Origin of the sequence: Streptomyces sp. CWNU-52B (assembly GCF_047444975.1) — a bacterium.
In the GTDB taxonomy this organism is placed as follows: domain Bacteria; phylum Actinomycetota; class Actinomycetes; order Streptomycetales; family Streptomycetaceae; genus Streptomyces.
Genome location: NZ_JBLFJV010000030.1, coordinates 1 through 15,204, shown reverse-complemented (window position 1 = coordinate 15,204; position 15,204 = coordinate 1). Strand labels below are relative to the sequence as shown.

6 protein-coding genes and 1 tRNA gene are annotated in these 15,204 nt (G+C 69.5%); 1 reads left to right on the top strand and 6 read right to left on the bottom strand.

The genetic code is table 11. The annotated features are described in order from the left end of the window. Positions 1 to 106: 106 nt before the first annotated feature. From ACLVWQ_RS26905 to ACLVWQ_RS26890, 4 genes are all read right to left on the bottom strand, one after another. On the bottom strand, positions 107 to 967 hold the full coding sequence (locus ACLVWQ_RS26905) for a helix-turn-helix domain-containing protein (RefSeq protein WP_414111765.1): 861 nt from the start codon (positions 965 to 967) through the stop codon (positions 107 to 109). 320 nt (positions 968 to 1,287) lie between these two features. Then, on the bottom strand, positions 1,288 to 4,041 hold the full coding sequence (locus ACLVWQ_RS26900) for a DNA translocase FtsK (protein WP_414111764.1): 2,754 nt from the start codon (positions 4,039 to 4,041) through the stop codon (positions 1,288 to 1,290). A gap of 521 nt (positions 4,042 to 4,562) precedes the next feature. Continuing rightward, positions 4,563 to 5,249 carry a two-component system response regulator gene (locus tag ACLVWQ_RS26895; RefSeq protein WP_414111763.1) on the bottom strand — a complete coding sequence of 229 codons (687 nt, stop codon included), beginning with the start codon at positions 5,247 to 5,249 and terminating at the stop codon, positions 4,563 to 4,565. Between the two features lie 315 nt (positions 5,250 to 5,564). Beyond that, positions 5,565 to 11,051 carry a HAMP domain-containing protein gene (locus ACLVWQ_RS26890; RefSeq protein WP_414111762.1) on the bottom strand — a complete coding sequence of 1,829 codons (5,487 nt, stop codon included), beginning with the start codon at positions 11,049 to 11,051 and terminating at the stop codon, positions 5,565 to 5,567. Between the two features lie 335 nt (positions 11,052 to 11,386). Between ACLVWQ_RS26890 and ACLVWQ_RS26885 the strand changes: the two genes are divergently transcribed. Continuing rightward, positions 11,387 to 14,134 carry a SpoIIE family protein phosphatase gene (locus tag ACLVWQ_RS26885; RefSeq protein ID WP_414111937.1) on the top strand — a complete coding sequence of 916 codons (2,748 nt, stop codon included), beginning with the start codon at positions 11,387 to 11,389 and terminating at the stop codon, positions 14,132 to 14,134. Positions 14,135 to 14,217: 83 nt separating this feature from the next. Here ACLVWQ_RS26885 and ACLVWQ_RS26880 read toward each other — a convergent pair. Next, positions 14,218 to 14,290, bottom strand: a tRNA-Thr gene (locus ACLVWQ_RS26880). An 82-nt stretch (positions 14,291 to 14,372) separates the two neighbouring features. After that, the gene (locus ACLVWQ_RS26875; RefSeq protein ID WP_414111936.1) at positions 14,373 to 15,035 is read right to left on the bottom strand and encodes a DegT/DnrJ/EryC1/StrS family aminotransferase; all 663 of its coding nucleotides are present in this window, start codon (positions 15,033 to 15,035) and stop codon (positions 14,373 to 14,375) included. Positions 15,036 to 15,204 lie beyond the last annotated feature (169 nt).

Genomic DNA, 15,204 nt, shown 5'->3' with positions numbered 1-15,204 from the left:
CCAACCCCGTTTCCGCGTGCCCGGTGGACCGGGCTGCCACAGGCCCGTACGACCGGGCGAATCCGTGCACGTGTGTCCGCCGACACATATCGGCGGAGCCGCCCGCTCAGCCGACCTCGGGGTCGCCCTTCGTGTACGAGAGGCGTTCCACCTGGCCCGGCTGGAACTCGTCGTCGATCTTCTTGCCGTTCACGTACAGCTGGATGGCGCCCGCGTCGCCGAGGACGAGGTCGACCTTCTCCTTGTCCTGGAAGGTCTTGGAGTCGCCCTGCTCCAGCAGGCCGTCGAAGAGCAGCCGGCCGTTGTGGTCCTTCGCCGAGATCCAGCTGCGGCCGTCGGGGGCACTGACCTGGACGGTCACCTTGTCCTGCGGCGCGGCGGCGATGGCACTGTCGGACGGGTCGGCCTTCGGGACGTCCGGCTTGGTGGGCGTCGGCTTGGTCTTGGCGGGCTTGCTGGCAGTGGCCGTGGACCCTTCGGCGACGTTGGCCTTCGTGTTGTCGCCGTCGTCGCCGCTGAACAGGGTGAATCCGACGAAACCGATCACCGCGACGATCGCGGCGACCATGGCCGCGGTCCAGTTGGGACCGCGGCGCTCGGGACGGATCCGCTCCGCCTCGAACATGGGTGCCGCCGGCGTCGGCGCGGGCCGCCCGCCGTGGTCGGCGTCGTAACGGGCGAGCAGCGGCGCCGGGGCGAGACCGACCGCGCGGGCGAGGGTCCTGATGTGACCGCGCGCGTAGACGTCACCGCCGCACGGGGCGAAGTCGTCCTGCTCGATCGCGTGCACGATGGCGATACGGACCCGGGTGGCGTTGCTGACGTCGTCGACGGTCAGCCCGGCCGCGATCCGCGCCTGCTGAAGGGCACGGCCGACCGAAGGCTGATCGTCCTCTACGGAGGAGCGCTCGTCCTGAGGGGTGTTGTCGTCAGAGGGGTTGTCGTCAGGAGAGTTGCCGATGGACACGGGGGCGCCTTTCGAGCGTTAAGCCACCTGTGCTGGAGGTTCAGTCTAGGGGGGGTGTGAAAGAGAGGGGCAACCGGGCGGTGGGACTTTGTACGCCATCAGAATGGCCGGTCATCCTGATGTCGGCCTGATGCTGGGACATGGACCTGTCCCCTCCCTCAACTTGACGTACGACGCGGGGAAACGGTTGCTCACCGTTTCCTCACGGGTGAGTCACGTTCGGATCACTCCGGTGGCCGACACGGTCACCCGGGTGGCCCGACCCACCTCGCGAGGGAAGCGACCCCCTCTCGTGGAAGGAGACGGTCCGCTCTGTTTCCCTAAGGTTGCGCCTGCCCACGGATCACCGCGAGCACTCCGTCCAGCTCATCAGCCTTCACAAGAACGTCACGAGCCTTGGAGCCCTCGCTGGGTCCGACGATGTTGCGGGACTCCATGAGGTCCATCAGCCGGCCGGCCTTGGCGAAGCCGACCCGCAGCTTGCGCTGGAGCATCGAGGTCGACCCGAACTGTGTGGAGACGACCAGCTCGGCGGCCTGGCACAGCAGGTCGAGGTCGTCGCCGATGTCCTCGTCGATCTCCTTCTTCTGCTTGGTGCCCACGGTGACGTCGTCCCGGAAGACCGGCGCCATCTGGTCCTTGCAGTGCTGCACCACGGCGGCGACCTCGTCCTCGGTGACGAAGGCGCCCTGCATACGGGTGGGTTTGTTGGCGCCCATCGGCAGGAAGAGCCCGTCGCCCTTGCCGATCAGCTTCTCGGCGCCGGGCTGGTCGAGGATGACGCGGCTGTCGGCGAGCGAGGAGGTGGCGAAGGCGAGCCGGGACGGCACGTTCGCCTTGATCAGACCGGTGACGACGTCGACGGACGGCCGCTGTGTGGCGAGCACCAGGTGGATGCCGGCCGCGCGCGCGAGCTGGGTGATCCGCACGATCGAGTCCTCGACGTCCCGCGGCGCGACCATCATCAGGTCGGCGAGCTCGTCCACAATCACCAGCAGATACGGGTACGGGGACAGCTCCCGCTCGCTGCCCTCGGGCAGCTTGACCTTGCCCTTCCTTATGGCGGCGTTGAAGTCGTCGATGTGCCGGTATCCGAAGGCCGCCAGGTCGTCGTAGCGCAGGTCCATCTCGCGCACGACCCACTGCAGGGCCTCGGCGGCCTTCTTCGGATTGGTGATGATCGGCGTGATCAGGTGCGGGATGCCCTCGTACGCGGTCAGCTCGACGCGTTTGGGGTCGACGAGGACCATGCGGACGTCGTCGGGGGTCGCCCGGACCATCACGGACGTGATCAGGCAGTTGATGCACGAGGACTTGCCGGAACCGGTCGCTCCGGCCACCAGGACGTGCGGCATCTTCGCGAGGTTGGCCATCTCGTAGCCGCCCTCGACGTTCTTGCCGAGCGCGACGAGCATCGGGTGGTCGTCCTCGGCGGCGTCCGCGAGGCGCAGTACGTCACCGAGGTTGACCATCTCGCGGTCGGAGTTCGGGATCTCGATGCCGACCGCCGACTTCCCCGGGATCGGGCTGATGATCCGCACATCGGGGCTGGCGACGGCGTACGCGATGTTCTTGGCGAGCGCCGTGATCCGCTCGACCTTCACGGCGGGGCCCAGCTCGACCTCGTACCGCGTGACCGTCGGACCGCGGGTGAAGCCGGTGACGGACGCGTCGACCTTGAACTCCCTGAAGACGTTCTGCAAGGAGGCGACCACCGCGTCGTTGGCGGCGCTGCGCGTCTTGCCGGGGCCGCCGCGCTCCAGGAGGTCGAGCGAGGGCAGCGAGTAGGTGATGTCGCCGGAGATCTGGAGCTGCTCGGCCCGTGCCGGGAGATCCCGGGGCGCGTCGGGAGCGGGTTTGGTCAGGTCGGCGACCTCGGCCTTGAGCATCTCCTGCTTGGGCCTGGCGCCCTTGGCACGCGCGGCCGGCACCGGCGTCGGCGTCGGCTCCTCGCTCCGGCCGGAGTCCTCACGCTCACCGCGGTCCGTACCGACGCCCTGCGTCAGGTCGGCCACGAGCGGCGAGGGCGGCATCCCGTGCAGCACGGCACCGTCGAGCGCCGCGGCGGCCGCGGCGGCCACGTCGACCGCGTCCATGGGCCGGTCCAGCGCGGGCTGCGGCACGGCGGGGCGCCTGCGGCGGCTCCGTCGCTCGGCGAGCGCCTCCTGTTCGGCGTCGTCCGGGGCGTACTCCTCGGGCGCCGCCCGGCGCCGCCGCCGGGAGGTCTCGGGCAGTGCCTCGCGCCACTGCTCCTCGTAACGCTCGTCGTCCTCCTCGGCGAACACGTCGTCCTCGGCCCTGGGCTGCAGGAGACCGAGCCGTACGCCCAGCAGCCGCAGTCGCTGCGGGATCGCGTTGACCGGTGTCGCGGTGACCACCAGCAGGCCGAAGACCGTGAGCAGCGCGAGCAGCGGCACGGCGAGGACGTCACCCATCGTGTACGTCAGCGGGGTCGCCGCGCCCCAGCCGATGAGCCCGCCCGCGTCCCTTATCGCCTGCATGCCGTCGCTGCGCGCGGGCGCCCCGCAGGCGATGTGGACCTGGCCGAGCACACCGATGGCCAGCGCGGACAGACCGATGACGATGCGTCCGTTGGCGTCGGGCTGCTCGGGGTGCCGGATGAGCCGGGCCGCGACGACCGCCAGCAGTATCGGCACGAGCAGGTCGAGGCGGCCGAAGGTGCCGGTCACCAGCATCTCGACGAGGTCGCCCACCGGACCGCGGAGGTTGGACCAGGTCCCGGCGGCGATGATCAGCATGAGGCCGATCAGGAGCAGCGCGACGCCGTCCTTGCGGTGCGCCGGGTCGAGTCCCTTCGCGCCCCGCCCTATGCCGCGGAACACGGCGCCGACGGCGTGCGCGACGCCCAGCCACAGGGCGCGTACGAGCCTGTACACGCCCCCGGTCGGATTGGGCGCCGGCTTCGGAGGTGCGGCTTTCTTGGCTGCGGCCTTCTTGGCAGGCGCCTTTTTCGCGGGGGCTTTCTTCGCGGGGGCCTTCTTCGCCACAGCCTTCGTCGGAGCGGCCGCCTTCTTCGCGGGCGACTTCTTGGCTGCGGGCTGACGTGAGGCCATGGGTGTGAGGTTACCGGTGGAGGCCACTGGGGACACGTGTGCCTACTGCTTCACCCGTTCGTGTCGCCCGTCAGCGGCACGGAACTGACGCCGTGTCGACGGCGATCCGGCGCCGCCGCCACGCCAATTCCCGCCCGACGCACAGCCGTTCCGGCCCACGGGGCGACGGCGAAGTGGTGGTGAGGCGGCTGCGCGGCACACGGCGACCGCCATGCCCGACCGCACCGGTCCGGCCTGGCCCCGCTCCTCAGCCGCGACGAACGCTCCAGAAGAACCGGCTCCGAGCCCGCCCAACCCGGTCAGGCCCCAGGACACCGAAATCCCAGGACCCGGGACCTCAGGCACCAGAACTCCGGACACCAGGGCTTCAAGCCTCCAGATATCCGGGGCATTCAGCCCGGGACGCGAGCCCTCCGGCCTACCCGGCCCAGCCGTCCAGACCCGGGCCACCGGCCCCCAAGGCTGCCTCCAGCCCCCGCCCCCCCCAGCCCCAAGCACTCAAGACCGCTGGGGCGCTCCGCTCAGTTCTGCGACGGCAGCGAAGCCGCCCCGCTCCCGGTGCCCGGTTCCAGCGCGTCGAGCGCGCGACGCAACCCCGTGAGCTTGCGCTCCAGATGGGCCGCGGTGGCCACCGCCGCCGCGTCCGCCGATTCGTCGTCCAGCTGCTTGGAAAGCGCCTCGGCCTGCTCCTCGACGGCCGCGAGGCGCGCGGAGAGCTCGGCGAGCAGTCCGGCGGGCTCCTTGGCGTCACCGAGCAGTGCCTTGCCGCCACCGCCCTCCAGCTGCAGGCGCAGCAGCGCCGCCTGCTCCCGGAGTTGGCAGTTCTTCATGTACAGCTCGACGAACACCGAGACCTTCGCGCGCAGCACCCACGGATCGAACGGCTTGGAGATGTAGTCCACCGCACCTGCCGCGTATCCCCGGAAGGTGTGGTGCGGGCCGTGGTTGATCGCGGTGAGGAAGATGATCGGGATGTCCCGGGTCCGCTCTCGCCTCTTGATGTGCGCGGCGGTTTCGAAACCGTCCATACCCGGCATCTGGACATCCAGCAGAATGACCGCGAAGTCGTCCGTGAGCAGTGCTTTGAGCGCTTCCTCCCCGGAAGATGCCCGAACCAGTGTCTGATCGAGCGCAGAGAGGATGGCCTCCAGCGCCAGCAGATTCTCCGGCCGGTCATCGACCAGGAGGATCTTGGCCTTCTGCACCATGGCCCGCCCTCCTCGTCCCGGCAGTGCACCGGGCGCCGCCCCAGGGGACGGCTCTCTGGCGCCGCCCGTCCTTGTGCCGGTCATGGTAGCCGCACCCCGCCTGTCGCCACACCCTGTCACCGCGATGTCACTGTGCACGTAGCAGAAACGCGACGGGAGACCAGAAGGTTCCCCGAATCCCGGGTTTCCACACGGCTCCGGGCACAGTCAGTCAGCAACTCGGCACACCGATCACCGTCCGACGCGCCCCGTGCACGCGGTCATTTCCCTACCACTCAATCATCCCCGGCCGTCCGATCAAACCCCGCCGCCCGCTCACGCCCCTCGCATCCACTGCTGCATCACCTCGAGCAGGTGATCGGGATCGACCGGCTTGGTCACATAGTCGGAGGCACCCGACTCGATGGCCTTCTCCCGGTCGCCCTTCATCGCCTTCGCGGTGAGCGCGATGATCGGCAGGCCCGCGAACTGGGGCATCCTGCGGATCGCCGTCGTGGTCGCGTACCCGTCCATCTCCGGCATCATGATGTCCATCAGGACGACCGTCACGTCGTCGTGCTGTTCCAGGACCTCGATGCCCTCGCGGCCGTTCTCGGCGTACAGCACCGAGAGGCCGTGCTGCTCCAGGACGCTGGTGAGCGCGAACACGTTGCGGATGTCGTCGTCGACGATCAGCACCTTCTCGCCCTCGAAGCGGAAGACGGACCGCGACCGCGACGACACCTCCGTGCCGCCCGTGCCCCAGTCGTCCGCAGCCTGCGTCTGCGGCCCCGAGAGCGCCGGCCGCTGCTCGGCGGCGGGCACCGCCCTGCGACGCCGCCTGAAGAGCGCGGCGGGCCCGTTCTGGGTCTCCTGGTACGACTTGACCTCCGCCGGTGTCTCCACCCGGGCCTCTGCCGCGTCGTCCGGGCCCGCCGGGAGCGCCCCGCTCTCCAGCGGCGGGGAGAGCTGCGGGTAGCCCTGCGGCGGGAGTTCGCTCGGGTGCAGCGGCAGATACAGCGTGAACGTCGAGCCGCGTCCGGGCTCGCTCTGGGCGTGGATCTCGCCGCCCAGCAGCCGCGCGATCTCCCGCGAGATCGACAGACCCAGGCCCGTACCGCCGTACTTGCGGCTCGTCGTGCCGTCCGCCTGCTTGAACGCCTCGAAGATCACCCGCATCTTGCTGGCCGCGATGCCGATACCCGTGTCGGTCACGGAGAACGCGATCAGATCGCCGTCCGCGTCCCGCAGCGAGCCTGCCTCCAGCAACTGCTCCCGGATGGCGACCGGCACCTCCGCGCCCGCGGGCCGGATGACCAGTTCGACCGCTCCGGAGTCGGTGAACTTCACCGCGTTCGAGAGCAGGTTGCGCAGCACCTGGAGGAGCCGCTGCTCGTCCGTGTGCAGCGTGGCCGGCAGCTCCGGCGACACCCGTACGGAGAAATCGAGCCCCTTCTCCGCCGTCAGCGGGCGGAAAGTGGCCTCCACGTAGTCGACGAGCTGGACCAGTGCGATGCGGGTCGGCGACACGTCCATCTTGCCCGCCTCGACCTTCGACAGGTCGAGGATGTCGTTGATCAGCTGGAGCAGGTCGGAACCCGCCCCGTGGATCGTCTCGGCGAACTCGACCTGCTTGGGGGTGAGGTTGGAGTCCGCGTTGTCGGCGAGCAGCTTGGCGAGGATCAGCAGCGAGTTGAGCGGCGTACGCAGCTCGTGGGACATGTTGGCCAGGAACTCGCTCTTGTAGCGCATGGAGACCGCGAGTTGCTCGGCGCGCTCCTCCAGGACCTGCCGCGCCTCCTCGATCTCGGTGTTCTTCACCTCGATGTCACGGTTCTGCTGAGCCAGCAGCTCGGCCTTCTCCTCCAGCTCCGCGTTGGACTCCTGGAGGGCCTTCTGCCGGTTCTCCAGCTCCGCGGACCGCTCCCTGAGCTGTTCGGTCAGCTCCTGGGACTGCCTGAGCAGCACCTCGGTCTTGGTGTTGACCGCGATGGTGTTGACGCTCGTCGCGATCATCTCGGCGATCTGGCTGAGGAAGTCCCGCTGGATGTGCGTGAACGAGTGGAACGACGCCAGTTCGATCACCCCGAGGACGGTCCCCTCGAAGAGCACCGGCAGCACGATGACATGCGCCGGGGGCGCCTCCCCGAGGCTGGAGGCGATCTTCAGATAGCCCGTCGGCACGTTCTCCACGAGGATCGTGCGCTTCTCCTTGGCGGCCGTCCCGATGAGGGTCTCACCGGGCCGGAACGACGTCGGCATGGAGCCCATCGAGTAGCCGTACGACCCGTGCATCCGCAGTTCGTACGAATCGTCGTGCGCGGCGCCGACGTCCTTGCCGTCGTCCAGCGGCATCGCCAGGAAGAACGCGCCGTGCTGCGCCGAGACCACCGGGGTCAGCTCGCTCATGATGAGCGAGGCCACGTCGGCGAGGTCGCGGCGGCCCTGCATCAGACCGGAGATGCGGGCGAGATTGCCCTTCAGCCAGTCCTGTTCCTTGTTGGCGATGGTGGTGTCGCGGAGGTTCGCGATCATCTTGTTGATGTAGTCCTGAAGTTCCTGGATCTCGCCCGAGGCGTCCACGTCGATCTTCAGGTTGAGGTCGCCGCGGGTCACGGCGGTCGCCACGCGCGCGATGGCACGCACCTGCCGGGTCAGGTTCCCGGCCATCTCGTTCACCGACTCGGTGAGGTCGCGCCAGGTGCCGTCGACGTCGCGTACGCGCGCCTGGCCGCCCAGCTGGCCCTCGGTGCCCACCTCGCGGGCCACCCGGGTGACCTCCTCGGCGAACGACGACAGCTGGTCGACCATCGTGTTGATGGTCGTCTTCAGCTCCAGGATCTCGCCGCGCGCGTCGATGTCGATCTTCTTGGTCAGATCGCCCTTGGCGATGGCCGTGGTGACCATCGCGATGTTGCGCACCTGTCCGGTCAGGTTCGACGCCATGCCGTTCACCGACTCGGTGAGGTCCTTCCACGTGCCCGACACGCCCGGAACGCGCGCCTGACCGCCGAGGATGCCGTCCGTACCCACCTCGCGGGCCACCTTGGTGACCTGGTCGGCGAACGAACTCAGCGTCTTGACCATCGTGTTGAAGGTGTCGGCGAGCTGCGCGACCTCGCCGCGCGCCTCGATCGTCACCGTCCGGGTCAGGTCGCCGTTGGCGACGGCCGCCGCGACCTGGGAGATGTTCCGCACCTGCATGGTCAGGTTGTTGGCCATCAGGTTGACGTTGTCGCTGAGGTCCTTCCAGATGCCCGTGACGCCGGGTACCCGCGCCTGGCCGCCCAGCTGGCCCTCGGTGCCCACCTCACGGGCCACCCGGGTCACCTGCTCGGCGAACGACGACAGCTGGTCGACCATCGTGTTGACGGTGGTGACGAGTTCGAGGATCTCGCCCTTCGCGTCGACGGTGATCTTCTTCGACAGGTCGCCCTTGGCGACGGCGGTCGTGACCTCGGCGATGTTGCGCACCTGGATCGTCAGGTTGTTCGCCATGAAGTTCACGGACTGCGTGAGGTCCTTCCAGGTGCCGGAGACACCCTGCACCTCGGCCTGCCCGCCGAGGATGCCCTCGGTGCCCACCTCGCGGGCCACGCGGGTGACCTGCTCGGCGAAGTTCGACAGCTGGTCCACCATCGTGTTGAGGGTGTTCTTCAGCTCCAGGATCTCGCCGCGCGCGTCCACGTCGATCTTCTGGGAGAGGTCACCGCGCGCCACCGCCGTCGCGACCTGCGCGATGTTGCGCACCTGGGCGGTGAGGTTGCCGGCCATGCCGTTCACCGAATCGGTGAGGTCCCGCCACACACCGGCGACACCCGGCACCTGCGCCTGACCGCCGAGACGGCCGTCCGTGCCCACCTCACGGGCCACCCGGGTCACCTGCTCGGCGAAGGCGCTGAGCTGGTCGACCATCGTGTTGATGGTGTTCTTCAGCTCCAGGATCTCGCCGCGCGCGTCCACCTCGATCTTCTGCGAGAGGTCACCGCGCGCCACCGCCGTCGTCACCTGGGCGATCTGCCGCACCTGGGACGTGAGGTTGCCCGCCATGAAGTTGACGGAGTCGGTGAGGTCCTTCCACGTACCGGACACGCCGTCCACGCGCGCCTGACCGCCGAGACGGCCCTCCGTGCCCACGTCACGCGCCATCCGCGTCACCTGGTCGGCGAAGGACGACAGCTGGTCGACCATCGTGTTGACGGTGTTCTTCAGCGCGAGCATCTCGCCGGAGACGTCCACCGTGACCTTCTGCGACAGGTCGCCGTTGGCCACCGCCGTCGTCACCTGAGCGATGTTCCTCACCTGTCCGGTGAGGTTCCGGAACGCCGTGTTGACGGAGTCGGTGAGGTCCTTCCACGTACCGGCCGCGCCGGGCACCTGCGCCTGGCCGCCCAGCTCACCCTCGACACCGACCTCCCGCGCCACGCGGGTGACCTCGGCGCCGAAGCTCGACAGCTGGTCGACCATCGTGTTGACGGTGTTCTTCAGCTCCAGCATCTCGCCGGCGACCTCGACGCTGACCTTCTGCGACAGGTCACCGTTGGCGACCGCAGTAGTTACTGCGGCGATGTCCCGCACCTGCGTGGTGAGGTTGCGGAACACCGTGTTGACGGAGTCGGTGAGGTCCTTCCACGTGCCCGCCGCGCCCGGGACGTTCGCCTGACCGCCGAGGCGGCCCTCGCCACCGACCTCATTGGCGACACGTGTGACCTCGTCCGCGAACGTCAGCAGCGTGTTGGTCATCTGGTTGATCGTCTCGGCGAGCTGCGCGACCTCGCCGCGCGCGGACACCGTCACCTTCTGCGACAGATCACCGTTGGCGACCGCTGTCGTGACCTGCGCGATACCGCGCACCTGCGCGGTCAGATTGCCGGCCATGAGGTTCACCGAATCGGTGAGGTCCTTCCACACGCCGGCCACACCGGGCACCTGCGCCTGCCCGCCCAGCTCACCCTCGGTGCCCACCTCGCGTGCGACGCGCGTCACCTCGGACGAGAAGGAGGACAGCTGGTCCACCATCGTGTTGACGGTGTTCTTCAGTTCGAGCATCTCGCCGGCCACGTGAACCGTGACCTTCCGGGACAGATCACCCTTGGCGACCGCCGTGGTCACCAGTGCGATGTCCCGTACCTGTGCCGTCAGCCGGTACGCCATCGTATTGACCGAGTCCGTGAGGTCCTTCCACGAACCGGACATACCGCGCACCCGGGCCTGCCCGCCCAGCTTGCCCTCGGTCCCGACCTCGCTGGCCACGCGCGTGACCTCGTCGGTGAACGTGGACAGCTGGTCGACCAGGTTGTTGACCGTGCGCCCGACCTTCAGGAACTCGCCGCGCAACGGATGCCCGTTGCCGTCCGGCGCCTGCGCGCGCAGCTCCATACGCGGCGACAGATCTCCCTCCGCCACCGCGGACAGCACCCGGCCGACCTCGGAGACGGGCCGTACGAGATCGTCGACGAGCGCGTTGGACGCGTCGATCGCGGCGGCCCAGGAGCCCTCGCAGGCCCCCGTCTCCAGCCGCTCCGTGAGCTTTCCCTCACGTCCGACCATGCGCCGCACCCGCGACAGCTCGCCGGTCAGCTGCAGATTCCGGTCGCCCACCTCGTTGAAGACGGCCGCGATCTCGGACATCACTCCGTCGCCCGAGACGGTGAGCCGCTTGCGGAAATTGCCGTCCCGCATCGACACCAGGGCCGACAACAGCCTGTTCAGAGCCGCGGTGTCCACCTCTGTGGTGCCACCCCGCGGCTTGCTCCGGTTACTCAGGGACTGTCCGCCTTTCGCGCGCGTCTTAGTGCCCCGCGTCGCTGCGCCAGACTCCACTGTGTCCCTCCCGCAAGGGTCGACCATCAACTGCTCGGCGTGCTCCGGTACTGCTGCTCCACTACTGCCGCTCCACGTGCCGGAAGGGCCTCAGCCTGCCAGGACCTTCTCCAGAAGCCTTCCCAGTGTTTCACCATGGTTGAACCAGGCCATAACAGTTCGGCAGCTTCGCACACGGTCCGCACACCCTCCGGCCGCAAACACCGGCGACCGGCATCCGCACGGACGGCGAAGGTAAGTAACCTTGCATGCGGCTGTCCAGCCACGCCGGTCCTTCCGGCCTGGGCGGTGGTACGAGCACGAGCGGGCAGGCAGGCATCGGAGGGCACCGCACCATGACCACCGGACTGCATCCTGGGGGACCGCCCCAGGATCCCCGGCCGACCGGGAACCAGCGCCTGCCCCGGCAGGGGCAGGTCGGCCACCGAGAGCTGCCCGCCGACGACCGGACAAGGAGTTCTGTGATCACCGCGCGCGCGGCCGCCAGCTTCGACCCTGTCGGGCGGTCCGTCGCGACCGCTCGTTCCTTCGTCCGTGACACCCTCCAGGGCTGGGGCTTCGCCGACATCGTCGACGACGCCGTGGTCCTCACCAGCGAACTCGTCACCAACGCGGTGGTGCACGCCGGCACGTCCGCGGACGTCCTGTGCCTGCGCAGCGACGACGGCGTGCGGATCGAGGTGGCGGACCGCTACCCAGAACGAGAGATTCCACTCCAGGGCAGCACCCACAACATGGGCAACCCCGACCGCGAGGGAGGCCGCGGCCTCCAGCTCTGTGCCGCCCTGGCGAACCGCTGGGGTGTCGAGTACACGCCCACCCACAAACAGGTCTGGTTCCAGCTGGGCCTCCCCGCGCGGGCGGTGGGCACCCGGACGGCGGGCCCCTCGCTCCCCGCCCACCTGCTGCCGCTCGCCGACGGCCGGGTACGCGTGGCGGTCGTCCAGATCGACCGCACGGGCGCCATCAACGCCTGGAACGAGGACGCCGAGGAACTCTTCGGCTACGCGGCCGAGCAGGTCATCGGCAAGCCGCTCACCGACCTCGCGGCCTGGCCGCACACCCCCGGCACCAGCACCGGCATCGTCGAGGCCCTCCAGCTCTCCCGCTGGGAAGGCAGCTACGGCCTGCGCGGCGCCAACGGCCGCGTCACCCCCGTCTACGCCTCCCACCTGCGCGTACGGGACACCGACGGCGAGCCCTCGACGGTCTGCCTCCTGGTGCGCGACCACGAACGGGCGGTCCTGCAGACCCCGTTGCGCGTCTCGGCCACGGACACGACCACCAGCTCCGAGGGCCATGCCTCGGACCCCTTCGAGGTCTTCATCGGCTCACCGGCCCCCGACGACCTCGACGGCCTCCTGCAGCGCACGGTGGAGCGGGCCCGCGACATGCTCGACGGCGACTCCGCCTTCCTGCTCCTGGCGACCGACGACGAGACCGAGCTGGAGGTGCGCGCCTCCACCGGGCTCCCCTCCGCCCGTCAGCGCTTCGCTCGCGTCCCCGTGGAGGCGGGCACCGGCCGTTACGGCTCGGCCCGCATGCCGGCCGTCCACGAGGACCTCACGGCCGTCCCAGGGGCCGTACCGCTCCTCAGCGGCACCGGCATGCGCTCGGTCGTCACGGTCCCGCTCAAGGTAGAGGGACGGCTCACCGGTTCGCTCGGCGTGGCGGCCGAGTCGCCGGGCCGCTACTCGAACGAGGAGGCCCTGCGCCTCCAGTTCGCCGCCGACCGCATCGCGCTCGCCGTGGAGTCCGCCCGCCTGGGCGAGCTGGAGCGCCTGCGCCGCGGCTCGCTGTCCTTCCTCGTCGAGGCCTCCGACCTCCTCGCGGGCACCCTGGACCGCGACCAGACGCTGGCCCTGATGGCCCAGATGACGGTTCCGACCCTCGCCACCTGGTGCGCCGTCTACACGATCGCCGACCAGGCCTCCGATCCCTTCCTCTCGTACGTCCTGCACGAGGACGAGGAGCGCATCGACGGCCTCAAGGCCCTCCTCTCCAAGATCGCCCCGCCGGACCCGGTCCCCACCCCGGGCGCCCGCGTCTGGGCGGCCCCCGCGGAGGCCGCCCACCAGGCCGCCCTGCGCACCTCCATGCGCAGCCTGGGCCGGGGCGAACCCGCCACGGTCAGTTCCGGCATCGGTACGACGCTCGCGACGGCCGCGGCGGTCGGCGGCGAGACGGTCGTCCTTCCGCTGGTGGCCCGCAACCGCGTCATCGGCATGCTGACCCTCGGCAAGCCGACGGACGAACACTTCCGCCAGGAGATCCTGGAACTGGCCGAGGACCTGAGCCGAAGGGCCGCGCTCGCCCTGGACAACGCCCGCCTGTACTCGGAGCGCACGGCCATCAGCCAGTCCCTCCAGCGCAGCCTGCTGCCCCCGGAGCTCCCCCACATCGACGGCGTGGAGGTGGAGGTCATCTACCGCGCGGCCGGCGAGGGCAACGAGGTCGGCGGCGACTTCTACGACCTCTTCCCCATCCGCGACGGCGCCTACGGCTTCGCCATCGGAGACGTCTGCGGTACGGGCCCCGAGGCGGCCGCGGTCACCGGGCTCGCCCGGCACGCGCTGCGCCTGCTCGCCCGCGAGGGCTACGGCGGCCCGGCGGTCCTGGACCGGCTGAACTCCGCGATCCTCGACGAGGGCGCCCGCAGCCGCTTCCTGACCCTCCTCTACGGGGAGCTGTGGCCCCAGGAGGACGGCTCGGCGCTCCTGAAGGTGGTCTGCGCCGGGCACCCGCTCCCGTTGCGCCTGCGTCAGGACGGCACGGTCGAACCAGCCGCCGAACCGCAGCCGCTGCTGGGCGTCATGGACGACCTGGAGCTGTACGAGCAGACGGTGACGCTCGACCCGGGAGACGTCCTGCTCTGTGTGACGGACGGCGTCACCGAACGCCGCGAGGGCACCCGCATGCTGGGCGACGACGGCCTCGCCGATGTCCTCACCACCTGCACGGGTCTGACGGCCGGCGCGGTGGCGGCCCGCATCATGCGCGCGGTCGAGCGGTTCGCGAGCGACGCACCCTCCGACGACATGGCCATTCTGGCGATGCGCGTCCCGGGTCTGCAGAAGGACTGAGCCGACCGGTCCGGGGGCCGCCGTCCGGCCCCCGGATACGCAAAGAGGCCCCCGCCCTGTAGGACGGAGGCCTCTTCTGGCTGAGCCCCCAAACGGAATCGAACCGTTGACCTTCTCCTTACCATGGAGACGCTCTACCGACTGAGCTATGGGGGCCTGTCGCCTTCGAAGTCTCCCCCGTGGCAACGGAATAGAGCATACCCCGAACGCCGGTGTGCTCCCAACTGCGTTCGATCACCTAGAAAGCAGGCTGGAGCAGTCCGCCGAGGGCATTGCACGCGGACACGATCCGCTGCATCTCCCGCTTCGTCAGCGACGCTTCGACGGGCAGCGCCAGTGTCTCGTCGGCGGCCCGCTCGGTCTCCGGCAGACAGACGTCCCGCCGGAACGCCGGCATCCGGTGCACGGGCGTCTTCACCGGCACCCGGCATTCGACGCCCCTGGCCCTCACCGCGCGTACGAACGCGTCGCGGTCCGGCCGTCCGTTGCCCGGCACCCGCACGACGTACTGCTGATAGGTGTGCCCCGCGCCGCGCTCCGGGGTCCGCACCCCCCTCAACCGCCCGTCGAGGAGCGTCGCGTGCGCCCTGCGCTCCTCGATCTCCGCGTACGGCGCCTCGGACTCGCCCTGTTCCAGCACCAGCAGCCCGCGCCGCCTGCCGATGTCCCAGAGGCGGGGCATGTCGGCGAGCCGGCCGAAGCGGTGGACGGCCACCAGCGCGACGGTTCGCGGCCCGGTGGCCGCCTCCACCTCGGAGGGGTCCAGGCAGTAGGTGGCAGGATCTATGTCCACGAAGACCGGCAGTGCGCCGGCCGTGATCACGGCCTCCGCGACCTCGACGTTCCCGAACGCCGGAACGATGACCTCGTCACCGATCCCCACACCCGCGGCCCTGAGCATTGCAGCAGTACCCATGCCGGTGATGTTGGTCGCGCAACGTGAACTCCAAGTGACGCACAACAAAAAAGAGCTGGTCCCTGAACCTAAGTTCAGGGACCAGCTCTTCAATAATTGTTCGGCGGCGTCCTACTCTCCCACAGGGTCCCCCCTGCAGTACCATCGGCGCTGT

What these genes read in the sequence shown, in the direction of transcription:
- ACLVWQ_RS26900 (WP_414111764.1), bottom strand. Translation starts at nt 4,041, where the DNA reads ATGGCCTCACGTCAGCCCGCAGCCAAGAAGTCGCCCGCGAAGAAGGCG.
- ACLVWQ_RS26895 (WP_414111763.1), bottom strand. Translation starts at nt 5,249, where the DNA reads ATGGTGCAGAAGGCCAAGATCCTCCTGGTCGATGACCGGCCGGAGAAT.
- ACLVWQ_RS26885 (WP_414111937.1), top strand. Translation starts at nt 11,387, where the DNA reads ATGACCACCGGACTGCATCCTGGGGGACCGCCCCAGGATCCCCGGCCG.
- ACLVWQ_RS26875 (WP_414111936.1), bottom strand. Translation starts at nt 15,035, where the DNA reads ATGCTCAGGGCCGCGGGTGTGGGGATCGGTGACGAGGTCATCGTTCCG.